Below are 13,529 nucleotides of genomic sequence, written 5' to 3' on the forward strand. Positions count from 1 at the left end.
AATTAATTATCTAAAAATCATCATCAAGTGAGAAAGCCGATGCTTTGTCTTCCGAAGAAGTTAATACTCCACTTTTCTGATAGTCACCAACCCTTTTCTCAAAGAAGTTTGTTTTGCCCTGCAGGGAGATCATCTCCATGAAATCAAACGGATTAGTTGCATGATATATTTTATCATAGCCGAGTTCAGCTGACCATCTGTCTGCTACAAATTCAATGTACTGAGACATTAGTTTTGCATTCATACCAATTAAAGCAACAGGCAATGCATCAGTCACAAATTCTTTTTCAATTTCAACTGCATTTTTAATGATACCATGTACTGCTTCCTGTGTTAACCTGTTCTTCAGCATTTTGTACAGCAGGCAGGCGAATTCGCAATGCATCCCCTCATCCCTGGAGATCAACTCATTACTGAATGTAAGCCCTGGCATCAGACCACGTTTTTTCAACCAGAAGATTGAACAGAAACTTCCGCTGAAGAAAATACCTTCAACAGCAGCAAATGCAACCAATCTTTCTGCAAAATTTCCGTTGTCAATCCAGCGCAATGCCCATTCCGCTTTTTTCTTTACGCAGGGAACCGTATCTATTGCATGGAAAAGCCTGTCTTTTTCTGCTTCATCTTTAATATAAGTATCGATCAGCAAAGCGTAAGTTTCCGAATGAATGTTTTCCATCATGATCTGGAAACCATAAAAACAGCGGGCTTCCGGTAACTGCACTTCGCTCATGAAGTTTACCGCCAGGTTTTCGTTTACAATACCGTCGCTCGCAGAAAAGAAGGCCAGAATATGAGAAATAAAGTGACGCTCACCATCATTCAGATTATCCCAGTGTTTCTGATCGTCAGAAAGATCAATTTCTTCAGCGGTCCAGAAACTGGCTTCGCTCTTTTTGTACATCTCCCAGATTTCAGGATACTTGATGGGCAAAAGCACAAAACGGTCTTTATTTTCTCTCAGTAATACTTCTTCTTCTTCTACCATAGGATTTATTTTTATTTGACGTCTCTCCAGCATGACTTCACCACTACATTCATTCCTTCGGCAGGCGGAGTGGATTTTTTAAAACGTGAAGCTGGCATAGAAAAACTTAATGATTTAACAATTAAACGTTTACACGTAAACTACGGACTAACCCCCGGTTACTTTTGTTATAAACAAATATAATCCCTGCGACTTTCAAACAATAGCAATAGTTGTTCACAAGCGGACGTAGTTATCCACACTGTGCGAAAAAACTGACAGATTGTTTACGGATTAGATTTGGATTGTGAAGGTGTCGCTGTTGAAGAAATTACGATTCAACGTCGTAGGAGATCTTTACTTTAGAGTGGCCTTTGCCAAAAATACCTATTTCTTTCGCGGCACTCTCGGAAACATCAATAATGTATTTTTTGGTGAAGGGCCCGCGGTCGTTGATTTTTACCGTAACGCTTTTCCCATTACTTATATTAGTAACCGTAACCATTGTTCCGAAAGGGAGGGAACGATGCGCAGCTGTAAAACGACTCTTCCGATACCGGACACCACTGGACGTTTTGCGGCCCTCAAACTTTCTATGATAGTAAGTAGCAAGACCACTTTTTATAGTTGCTGTACTGTCTAACCCTGTAGTATCTTCCTGCGCCTGAACTTTTAAAAACAGGAATATGCTGCATAAAAGCAAACAATATTTCATATAATTTTTGTTGGTGAAGAGCCAAAGATAAACAAAAAACATCTACCCCTCCAAAACAAAAATACCCAATGACCTGATCATCGGGTATTTACGTAATTCCGAACTTGCTTTACTTCGCGTCAGGAACGAAATTCATAGAGACTGAGTTGACACAATGACGTGTACTTTTAGCGGTAAATCCTTCACCAACAAATACGTGTCCGAGGTGGGCTTTACAGTTTGCACATACGATTTCGGTACGTGATCCGTCAGCATCCGGAATACGTAAAACGGCCCCTTTTATCTCATCGTCAAAACTTGGCCATCCGCACTGTGCATCAAATTTAGTCTCTGAACGGTACAAAGGTGCATTGCATCTTTTACAGGTATAAGTACCTTTTGCTGTATTATTGAGTAATTCACCGGTTCCCGGATACTCGGTCCCTTTGCGGACAATTACATCTTCTTCTTCCTTGGTTAATTTATTCCATTCCATAGCATTCGTGTTTTTTTTAACCGGAACCTGAGCAGGTTTCTGGGCACATGCCTGCAGACTACCCAGCAAGAGGAATCCGGCAAACAGTACTAAATTATTGATTATTGAACTTAAACGTTTCATATGTATGTAATTGTTTTAAGAGAATGAACAAACTGGATTCCCAGGGATCTTCTGTGTCATTTCATATACGGCTAACGCAAACATCCGGATTTAATTACAGGGCAAAAAAAAACCTTCCCGGATTTGCCGGAAAGGTTTTGAGGATGATTAATCCAAAAACTATTTTTTAAGCAGTTCAGCCATAGCTTCACCGATTTCAGCAGGACTTTCTACCACACGGATACCACACTCAGCCATAATTTTCATTTTGGCAGCAGCAGTATCGTCAGCACCACCAACAATCGCACCGGCATGACCCATTCTACGGCCTGCAGGAGCAGTTTGTCCAGCGATAAAACCTACAACTGGTTTTGTGCCATTTTCTTTGATCCATAAAGCAGCTTCTGCTTCCATACCACCACCGATTTCACCAATCATGATGATACCTTCAGTTTCAGGATCGTTCATTAGCAATTCAACCGCTTGTTTGGTTGTTGTACCAATGATCGGGTCACCACCAATACCGATAGCAGTAGTAATGCCTAAACCAGCTTTAACAACCTGGTCAACTGCTTCATAAGTAAGCGTTCCTGATTTAGAAACAACACCAACTGTACCTTTTTTGAAGATAAAACCTGGCATAATACCAATTTTAGCTTCATCAGCAGTAATGATACCAGGACAATTAGGACCGATTAAACGGCAGTCTTTATCAGCAATATATTCTTTAACCTGAATCATATCCTTTGTCGGGATACCTTCAGTAATACATACAATAACTTTAATTCCAGCTTCAGCAGCTTCCATGATAGCGTCCGCAGCAAATGCTGGTGGAACAAAGATGATAGATACATTAGCGCCAGCTTTATCAACTGCATCTTTAACCGTGTTAAAAACCGGTCTTTCCAGATGAGTTTGTCCGCCCTTACCAGGAGTAACCCCGCCAACTACATTAGTTCCGTATTCTATCATTTGTGAAGCATGGTAAGTACCTTCATTTCCGGTAAAACCTTGTACAATTACTTTCGAATCTTTATTTACTAAAACACTCATGTATCTATTTTTTTTTATGCAAATCTAAGATTATTGAATGGAATGCCAAATCCTATTTGTCACAATAATAAAAAGAAAAAAACTTAAGATTTCACTATCCCGCCTGAATGGAACTGAAGATCATACAACCGTTTATAATAGCCATCTATTTTCAATAATTCCTGATGCGTTCCCCGCTCCATAATCTCGCCCTTTTCCAGCACAATAATCTGATCTGCTTTCTGAATAGTAGAAAGACGGTGAGCAATGACAATTGAGGTACGATCCTGCATCAGATTATCTATAGCGTGCTGAATAAGCATTTCCGTCTCCGTATCAACAGACGAAGTAGCCTCATCCAGCACTAATATGGAAGGGTTATGAACGAGTGCCCTGATGAACGAAATAAGCTGCGCTTGTCCCGCAGAAAGTGTGGCACCACGCTCCATTACATTATACTGATAACCACCCGGCAACTGCATAATAAAGTCATGTGCACCCACTTTTCGAGCCGCATCCACTACCCGATCCAGGCCGATATCCGGATTATTTAATGTAATATTATTATAGATAGTATCGGAAAACAGGAAAACATCCTGTAATACAGTAGCAATATGTCCACGGAGGTAGCTCAATTCATAATCCTTTATCGGGTGCCCATCGATAGTAACTTCCCCGCTGGTAATTTCATAAAATCGATTTAAAATATTTATAGTTGAAGACTTTCCTGCACCCGTGGCACCTACCAGTGCGACCGTCTGCCCAGCCTTAACTTCAAAGCTCAGATCACGCAGTACATGCTGTCCTTCCACATAGGAAAACCAAACCTTATCGAAGCGGATATTCCCTGCCATTACCGCAGGTTGAAGTGTTCCTTCATTCACTGTCATTTCCTGCGTATCCAGCACTTTAAATACACGCTCTGCTCCGACCATCCCCATCTGAAGAGTGTTGAATTTATCTGCAAGTTCACGGATCGGGCGGAATAACATACCGATATATAGAATAAATTCCGCAATGGTACCTGGCGTTACATCCAGTGGTTTAGCGAGGATACTTTTAGACCCGTACCAGACGAGCAGTCCTAATGACATTGCCGAGATGACCTCTACAACCGGAAAAAATATAGAATAATACCAGTTGGACCGGATATTCGCATCTCTGTAACGTTCATTGATCTGTACGAATTTGCGGTACTCTTGCTTCTCCCTCGCAAAATACTGGATAATGGAAATTCCGGTGATATGTTCCTGTAGATAAGTATTCAGGTTAGACACTTCCGATCTGATCTCCTGGAATGCAGATTTAATCGCCTTCTGAAACACAGAAGTAGCGATCATTAAAATTGGCATCGGCAATAGTACAACGACAGTGAGTTCCCAGTCAGCATAAAACATCACCCCGATAATGACAACAACCTGCAGTATATCTCCGATAATCACGATCAGGCCTTCAGAGAAAATATCAGAAATTGTTTCCAGATCTGAAACAGTTCGGGTAATCAGCTGCCCAATTGGTGTCTTATCAAAATACTTTAGTTTTAGCCGGCTGATATGGTTAAACACATTGATCCGAAGATCGCGGATAGCCGATTGTCCCAGCGTATTGGTGAGTAAAGTATGACTGTATTGTACTACACTCTGCAACACCAGCAGTACCAGCATCACAATGGTCATCATTAATAGTCCGTTGTACTCCCCTTTCAGGATATAGTTATCGAGCGTATATTTAATCAGAAACGGGCGGACTGGTGCAAGCAATGCCAGTAAAATCGTAAGGATAACAGACCAGATAAAAATACGCCTGTAGGGTTTAACATACTGAAAGACCCGTTTCAGCAAACTCACATTAAATGCATCGCCCGTAATTTTTGACATATTAATCTACATATGGATAAACAATCCTGACCAGATAAAGACCACAGGCAGGCACCGACTGGCCGGCGTTGCTCCTGTTTTTGCTGCGTATAATCTCTTCCAGTTCACTGGCACCAATCTCGTGTCTTCCTACCATGACCAGCGTCCCTACAATTGCCCGGACCATGTTACGCAAAAAACGATCTGCAGTGATACAAAAAACGAGACCATTTTCGGTTTCCCTGAAAGAGGCCGCGGTAATCTTACAATTATTTGTTGCAGTTGAAGTGTTCGATTTACTGAAACTGCTGAAATCGGTATACTGCATCAGTTGTGCAGCAGCGACATTCATCGCTTCGATATCAAGTACTCCCTTATATAACCAGGATCTCCCCAGGCTAAAAGGATCTTTCCGGAAATGGAAATGATATTCATAAGAACGGGCAGTGGCATCGAAACGTGCATGCGCATTTTCATGAACTTTAAAGATCCGGCTGACAGCAATCTGATAGGGAAGCAAAGCGTTGATATTACTAACAGCGGAAACCGCACGCTCTTCACTGATCCCTGCCAGGTCTGCATGCGCAAAAAATTGCGTTGCATGCACGCCCGCATCAGTACGGCCGCAGCCAAGTGTTTCTACCGGCTGCCTGAAGAAAACAGAAAGTGCGCGGTCCAGTTCCTGCTGAACGGTTACCGCATTTGGCTGAACCTGCCAGCCATGATATGCTGTGCCGTCATAAGCCAGTTCAATAAAAAAACGTTGCGTATCCAATATCAGACAAAAATACTTTTTTCCAATTAACAAGACAGGCGTTTAATTGTGATTTAATATATTTGTTGCAAATTATTAAATTGATATGATACAAAGAGTACAGTCTGTATGGCTTTTTTTGGCAGCAATTACATTGCTTATCCTGTTGATCCTTCCATTAGTTACTCGTCAGGCTGAGGCTGGAGAAATCTGGTTTCAGATAGGCGGAATCTATGAAAAAACCAATACCGCTTTCCGCCAAGTGGTTTCTCAGACTGCGCTTTTCGGATTGACCCTTGTAACTGGCCTGCTTTGTCTTGTCAATATCTTTTTTTTCAAAAACCGCGACCTGCAGAAAAAACTAATCTGGTTGATTTCCGTCTTCATTATTGGATTATCAGTGTGGGCAGGTATGGCAGCAACCGCACTTCCGGGAGGACTTGAAGGTGCTTCATTCCACGTGGGAGTAGGACTTCCTGTAATCGCATTGATATTTTGTGCACTGGCTTACAGGGGAATCCGTCAGGATGAGCTCCTTATTCGTTCTGCTGACAGACTCCGATAGACCCCTCTATATTATTATTTGGTTATGTACCAAACAAATACCGGAAAATAAGCGTACCTTTGCGGCTTAATAAATAAAGTTATAATGACAAACCCATTTAAATTATTGGGGATAAGTGATGACGTTGTTAATGCCGTAAAGGATTTAGGTTTCGAAAATCCAACACCTATTCAGGAACAAGCTATTCCTGTGCTGTTAGAGGGCAATAACGATTTTGTTGGTTTGGCCCAAACAGGAACAGGAAAAACGGCAGCATTCGGATTGCCGCTTATTGAACTGATAGATTTCAATACGAACAAGCCTCAGGCATTAATTCTATGCCCTACCAGAGAGCTTTGCTTGCAGATCGCTAGCGACATCAAAAATTATTCAAAAAACACGCCTGGTGCTAGTGTTGTTGCCGTATATGGTGGCGCAAACATTATGCAGCAATTGCGTGAAATCAGAAACGGTGTACAAATAGTTGTGGCTACACCGGGTCGTATGTTAGATATTATCGGTCGTAAGGCTATTGATTTCAGTAATGTGAAATACGTAGTTCTTGATGAAGCTGATGAAATGCTGAACATGGGCTTCCAGGAAGACATTAATGATATTTTGTCTACTACTCCTGACGACAAGAAAACATGGTTATTCTCAGCGACTATGCCGCCTGAGGTAAGGAAAATAGCCCGGAACTATATGGATAACCCTACGGAGTTAACCATGGGAACCAAAAATACTGGTAACGTAAATATTGAGCATGAGTACTATATCGTACGTGCAAGAGATAAATATGCTGCTTTAAAACGTATTGTAGATTTTAATCCTGAAATTTTCGCTGTTGTTTTTTGTAAAACCAAAATGGATACACAAGACGTAGCTGAAAACCTGATTAAAGACGGCTATAACGCCGATGCTTTACACGGTGACCTTTCACAACAACAACGTGACAAGGTAATGCAGCGTTTCCGTGACCGCAATATGCAGTTATTGATCGCTACAGACGTAGCAGCACGTGGTATTGACGTAAACAACGTAACACACGTAATCAACTATTCCCTTCCGGATGAAATTGAAAGTTACACACACAGAAGTGGTCGTACAGGAAGAGCTGGTAAAACAGGTATCTCAATCTGTATCATCAACTCTAAAGAGATCGGTAAAATCCGTCAGATTGAGCGTATAATTGGTAAATCATTTACCAAAGCTGAATTGCCTACAGGATTTGACGTGTGTGAAAAACAACTGTTCTCCCTGGTTCATAAAGTTCACAATGTTGAAGTTAATGATGGCCAGATTGACCAGTACATTCCAAGAATCATGGATGAATTTGCTGAATTAAGCAAAGAAGACGTGATCAAACGTTTTGCTTCACTCGAGTTTAACCGTTTCCTGGAATATTACAAAAACGCACCGGATCTGAATGCAGCTGCAGATGATCGTGGCGATCGCGGAGAACGTGGTGCCAGAGGCGCGAGAAACAGTGATTATACCCGTTTATTTATCAACGTTGGTTCAGTAGATGAATTCACCAGAGGTGACTTATTATCTTTTGTTTGCAACAACGGCAAAATTAGCGGTAAAAACATTGGTAAAATTGATCTTAAAGGTGTTTATTCATTCTTCGAGGTCGAAAATGCAAGTGTAGATACCTTATTCAGCAATTTCAAAGACATCCAGTTTAACAACCGTGGTGTAAGAATCGAAAAATCAGGTGATGCAGCTGAAAGCACAAGCCGCGGTGGTGGCGAACGCAGAGGCGGTTTCGGTGGTGGCGAAAGAAAAAGCTATAGTGGTGGCGGAGAACGCAAAAGTTACGGTGGTGGCGAAAGAAAAAGCTACGGTGGCGGTGACAGAAGATCATCTGGCGGAAGCGGCAGACGTGAAGGTGGCAGCAGCACTGGTGGCGGCGGATTCAGAGATTTCTCTGGAAAACCACGTGAGGGCAGCGGTGAAAGAAGACGCAGATCTTAATCATCTCCCATTCAATCCAAATAAAAAAAGCCAGGCATATCGCTTGGCTTTTTTATTTGGATTTACGGAGAATAGTATATGCCTGTACTCCATGGAAGTATTAACCAGAGGTTAACAGACTCATGTGCTGGTTTCGTCAACATATCCTTCATAGTTCGTTCACTGTTTCTTCGGACTTCCTTCGTACTTCCTTCGATCGGATTTGAAGAAAGTATGAAGGAAGATAGAATGTAATTGCAACGAGGTTCGATACAATGACGAAACACACTCTATAGTATGAAGATAATTGAATAGAAGCTTTTACAAAAAGACTGACAAAAAAAAAGAGAGGGTATATCATTGTCAAAACATGATATACCCTCTCTTTTTTTTGTTCTTTTTTAATAGCCTGCGCCGGTATCATTTCCCCTCGGATCGGCACCCGTTTCCAGTAAACCATCCTTTCGGATCAGGATCGCATCTACCCTACCCATCGGACCTCTTGGCGTTATCTTATAACCTTTAGCCTCGAGATTTTTACGAGTTTCCGGGCTAATTGCTCCTTCCTCTACATACACCTCATCCGGCAGCCATTGATGATGGAACCTTGGGGCAGCAACTGCAGACTGCATGTCTTTACCAAAGGCTAGTACATTCAATATAGTCTGATAAACTGAGGTTATAATAGTCGATCCTCCCGGTGTTCCCACAACCATTCTAAGCTGCCCGTTTTCTTCTATTATAGTGGGAGTCATTGAGCTCAGCATTCTTTTACCTGCAATAATTGAATTAGCTTCTCCTCCGACAAGGCCATACATATTAGGCGTACCCGGTTTCACAGAGAAATCATCCATTTCATTATTCAGAATAAAACCACCACCATTAACAACCACCAGCGAGCCATAGGAACCATTCAATGTCGTGGTAGCAGAAACAGCATCTCCTTGATTATCGACGATGGAATAATGAGTTGTTTGCTCACTTTCATAAACTGGCAATTTACCTTCGCTAACCTCAGAACTTGGCGTAGCCTTGCTAAAGTTCAGATCTTTTATTCTGGAAAGCATGTAATTTGTATCTAATAATGCTTTTTGCGGCACTTTAAAGAAATCGGGATCACCAAGGTATCCGGCGCGGTCGGCATAGGCTCTTCTTTCCGTTTCTACCATCAACTGAACGGTCGAATCACGCTGGAAACCCCATTCCTTTAAAGGAAAACTGGAAGCTTGTTTAAGCATAGTTAGCAGAGCAATCCCGCCACTGGAAGGAGGTGGCATAGAAATCACATTATAATTCAGATAGGAACCTTTTAACGGCGTTCTCCATACAGCCCTGTAGTCTTTCAGATCTGCAGCGGTGATCAGTCCTGAAGTATGTGCCATAGACTTCACTATAGCCGCAGCTACAGGTCCGTCATAGAAACCTCCACGACCTTTATCACGGATGAGTCTTAGCGTCTTAGCGAGTTGCGGCTGTTTAAGCAGATCGCCCTCTTTCCAAAGCCCGTCCTTTACAAAAGCTGGTTTGTAATCATTGTATTTTAAAAAACCTTCTTTATTCTTATTCAGCTCAGCAGCCTGTTGGCTGGTTAACTTAAAACCGTTAGTAGCGAGATCTATAGCTGGCTGCAAGTCTTTCTTCCAGCTGATTTTACCATATTTAAAATGGGCGCGAACCATGCCATCTACTGTACCGGGGACACCAGATGCCAGTGCACCATATAAACTTTTATCTGTAATCGCGTTTCCTTTCTCATCGAGATACATATCTCGTTTCGCCTTACCAGGCGCCTTTTCCCGATAGTCTAATGCATCGGTCAGGCCTTTGCTATTTCTGTAAACCAGAAAACCTCCACCTCCGATATTGCCTGCATTCGGATAGACTACCGCTAGTGCAAACTGTACAGCCACAGCAGCATCTATAGCATTGCCACCCTTTTTCAAAATTTCCACGCCCACTTTGGAAGCCTCAGGATGCGCAGTGACTACTGCAGCGTTTTTAAATTGGTTTTGCCCTTGAGCAAAAGCGGCAGTAACACTGAAGCCTTCCAGAAGCACTGCATAGAACACTGCCGAAAGGACTACTTTTTTGAATTTCATTGATAATAGATTTTATTTTATCAGCTTACAGCTACGGCGTTCAATCCGCATCTTTCATGCCATAAAGGTTGTAATAAAAAAGAGTTTTCCAAAGGTATTCAGCCTTCGGAAAACTCTCTTCCACACATCTTAAATATTCTTTACAGAAAAACCGGTGTTTTATAATGTCAGAGAAAGACGGGTAAATACATATCTGCCCAGGAATCCGAATTGCGGAGCCTGATTAGGATATAAAATACCTGAAGTTCCCTGAGAACCCAATAATAATTCCTGAGGATATACGTCAAATATATTATTAGCACCGACTGTTAGCTTCAGGCTTTTAGTAAAGTTATAACCGGCACCAAGGTCGGTAATAACTCTGCCTGTCAACACCTGACGATTAGCATCTACGTTAGTGGGCTGTTCAACCTTTCCAAAATATACATTCCGGATAAAAGCATTCCATTTGCCAATTGTGTAGTCAAATGTAATATTGGATTTCATACGCGGCGTTACTTTTTCGATAAGAATACGGCTGGCATTATCCAGATAAATGTTTTCTTTTCCTGCAAGCAGCGGAGACGCATGAACCGGGCCTACAATACTGGTTTTGGTAAAAGTGGTTGCCCAGTCTGCACGTAGGTTTCCTTTACCCAGCGCTGCATTATAAGACAAGACAACATCCAGACCTTTGGTCTCTGTATTTACTGCATTGGCGAAAAACCTTGCCGTTGTTGCATTGGCCAGACGTAGCAGGTTGAAAATCTCCTTATCCTGATCAGAAGCTGTAGGTGAATTATTACCCACGAATTGTCCGGTATAAATTACACGGTCATTAATTCTAATGAAGTACCCGTCGACAGTAATTTTCAGTTTACCCAGGTTGGAAGTAAAACCTGCACTAATACTTTTTGAAGTTTCTTGTTTCAATTTCGGAATACCCAGAAGCTGGGCAATACGGCTGTCATTCGCAAATGTGCCCGACTCTACGATATTACCATCCACATAAACTGAAGATGTAGAGCTAAAATACTGCTGATGTAATGACGGCGCCCTAAAACCCGTACTCGCTGCTGCACGCAACAGGAAAACATCTGAAAACTTATAACGCGCTGCCAGTTTTCCATTCACCGTGGAACCGAAATCTGAATAATTCTCGAAACGGGCAGCTGCATCTACGAGGAATTTTTCCGTGAAATTAAATTCGACATCGCCATAAGCTGCTACAGAGTTTCTGGATTCATTAGTCAGATTAGCCTGATTGATACCTGGGAAACCTTGCGCACCACCGGCATAGGCTGCACCATTTGGTGCAAAACGCGTAGGAATATTTCCATTTGGATCGGAAACCAGAATAGGTTTACCCTGACCGTCTACACCTACTTGCAATGCATTGCCATAATTCCTCCAGGAGCTTTCTTCGCCCGGATTGATCTTATAATTTTCATATCTGTTCTCAAATCCAAAAGCAACGTTAATTCCTTTTAATGGTCCTTCAAAGAAACGGCTGAAATCCAGATTGGTGGTATTCTGAGCGAATTCATATCCACCCGATTCAAAGGAAGTCGGAGATGCAGTAAGCATAGATGCATTTACTGAATTACCGGTTTTGAAATCGATCACATTGCGGCCGTAAGTATTACTGAAGTCTGACTTCCATTTACCGACAGTCCCGCGGATACCAACTGCGAAAGATTGATCCAGACTATTGGTAATAATCTCAGGAAGGAATCCATTTGGATAAATTACTGCATTATTCTGATTCAGCTGACGCGGTGTACGGTAAAACGCAGTAGATACTCCATTCCTGTAATTAACACCTCCAAAAGCATAAACTTCTGCATCCTGTGCAACAGGAATTACCGAGTTGAAGAATAAAGCTCCTCCCCTGTTTCTGGACTGGCCGATATTAGGAACGAAATCTGAACGGCTCTGACCCCTGCGGGCTAGTTCTGCATCTGTAATATCCACACCCGTTGGCGTTGGATAGAGTGAAGGATTATTATAATCCGTATAGATTGCACCTCTGTATGGCGTAGTTCTGGAGGCGAAATCACGGTAGTCGAATGATCCTGATAGATTCAGATAACCACCTTTATCATTCAGGGCGACGCCATAATTGACGTTAGCTTGTACAGTTTCCCCGTCTAATCCATCGGAATGCTTACCAGTATAACCGCCACCTGAAACACTAGCTGTAAGCTTATTGACATCATTATTCAGGATAATATTAATCACGCCTGCAATCGCATCAGATCCGTACTGCGCGGCAGCACCATCCCTGAGGATCTCAACCCGTTTAATTGAAGAAGTAGGAATTGCATTCATGTCTGTACCGACAGAACCCTTACCCAAACTTCCATTGATATTTACAAGAGCTGTGGTATGTCTCCTTTTACCGTTAATTAAAACCAGGACCTGATCTGGGCCCAGACCACGCAGAGACGCCGGATCAATATGATCGGTTCCATCGGTTAAGCTCATTACATTAGACGTGAATGATGGTGCCACAAAATTCAGGATCTGGTTGAGGGATACCTGCGGTATATTTTGAGTGATCCTGCTTATATCAACCACGTCAACAGGAACAGGTGTATCCAGGTTAGACCTTGGTGCACTTCTGGAGCCCAATACAACCACATTATCCAGCTCATTGCTGTTAGGCAACAGGAAAAAATCTACTGTCTGTGTTTCCTGTTCACCTATAGTGATTCTTTTTTGCTGCGCCTGATAGCCCAGATAAGTAACTGAAATGGTATAAGTGCCCGCGCTTGGCAATTTTAGTTCATAACGGCCGGCAGAATTAGTACCGGCTTTGGGTCCATTTCCGGAAACAGCAACAGTGGCTCCGATAATGGTCTGCGATGTATCGCTGACGACCCCCCGGATAGTTTGTGCCTGACTGCCCAGTGCCAGTAAAGTAAGACCTGTTAAAATTGAGTAGAATTTAATTTTCATAGAATTGATTTAGGTTATTAGATGATTCTCAAACAAATATATTCGATTAAACGACAAACACTACATACTTAGTCGTATTTAGTGCTTTA

10 protein-coding genes are annotated in these 13,529 nt (G+C 42.1%); 2 read left to right on the forward strand and 8 right to left on the reverse strand.

Translation table 11 applies throughout. The features are described from left to right. Window positions 1-10: 10 nt before the first annotated feature. From BM192_RS15330 to truA, 6 genes are all read right to left on the reverse strand, one after another. Entirely contained in the window at window positions 11-988 is a 978-nt protein-coding gene (locus BM192_RS15330; RefSeq protein WP_037440826.1) for a ribonucleoside-diphosphate reductase small subunit, read from the reverse strand. A gap of 310 nt (window positions 989-1,298) precedes the next feature. After that, window positions 1,299-1,682, reverse strand: a complete 384-nt coding sequence (locus BM192_RS15335; protein WP_037440824.1) for a septal ring lytic transglycosylase RlpA family protein — start codon at window positions 1,680-1,682, stop codon at window positions 1,299-1,301. 109 nt (window positions 1,683-1,791) lie between these two features. After that, a complete protein-coding gene (locus BM192_RS15340; protein ID WP_037440791.1) occupies window positions 1,792-2,280 on the reverse strand; it encodes a methionine-R-sulfoxide reductase in 489 nt (162 codons plus the stop codon). Window positions 2,281-2,439: 159 nt separating this feature from the next. Next, window positions 2,440-3,312: a succinate--CoA ligase subunit alpha gene (gene sucD, locus BM192_RS15345; RefSeq protein ID WP_037440790.1), complete on the reverse strand. Its 873-nt coding sequence runs from the start codon at window positions 3,310-3,312 to the stop codon at window positions 2,440-2,442. A gap of 83 nt (window positions 3,313-3,395) precedes the next feature. Further along, on the reverse strand, window positions 3,396-5,168 hold the full coding sequence (locus BM192_RS15350) for an ABC transporter ATP-binding protein (RefSeq protein WP_170844858.1): 1,773 nt from the start codon (window positions 5,166-5,168) through the stop codon (window positions 3,396-3,398). Between the two features lies 1 nt (window position 5,169). After that, complete coding sequence (gene truA, locus BM192_RS15355) at window positions 5,170-5,955, reverse strand: tRNA pseudouridine(38-40) synthase TruA (protein WP_262496568.1); 786 nt, start codon at window positions 5,953-5,955, stop codon at window positions 5,170-5,172. Between the two features lie 52 nt (window positions 5,956-6,007). Between truA and BM192_RS15360 the strand changes: the two genes are divergently transcribed. Continuing rightward, a complete protein-coding gene (locus BM192_RS15360) occupies window positions 6,008-6,466 on the forward strand; it encodes a DUF4293 domain-containing protein (protein ID WP_037440787.1) in 459 nt (152 codons plus the stop codon). An 84-nt stretch (window positions 6,467-6,550) separates the two neighbouring features. Further along, on the forward strand, window positions 6,551-8,422 hold the full coding sequence (locus tag BM192_RS15365) for a DEAD/DEAH box helicase (protein WP_037440779.1): 1,872 nt from the start codon (window positions 6,551-6,553) through the stop codon (window positions 8,420-8,422). Window positions 8,423-8,802: 380 nt separating this feature from the next. Here the strand turns inward: BM192_RS15365 and ggt are convergent, their stop codons facing one another. After that, window positions 8,803-10,500 carry a gamma-glutamyltransferase gene (gene ggt, locus BM192_RS15370; RefSeq protein ID WP_051759874.1) on the reverse strand — a complete coding sequence of 566 codons (1,698 nt, stop codon included), beginning with the start codon at window positions 10,498-10,500 and terminating at the stop codon, window positions 8,803-8,805. Window positions 10,501-10,659: 159 nt separating this feature from the next. Continuing rightward, complete coding sequence (locus tag BM192_RS15375; RefSeq protein WP_037440776.1) at window positions 10,660-13,440, reverse strand: TonB-dependent receptor; 2,781 nt, start codon at window positions 13,438-13,440, stop codon at window positions 10,660-10,662. Window positions 13,441-13,529: the final 89 nt, after the last annotated feature.

Source organism: Pedobacter antarcticus (assembly GCF_900112985.1).
GTDB lineage: Bacteria > Bacteroidota > Bacteroidia > Sphingobacteriales > Sphingobacteriaceae > Pedobacter > Pedobacter antarcticus.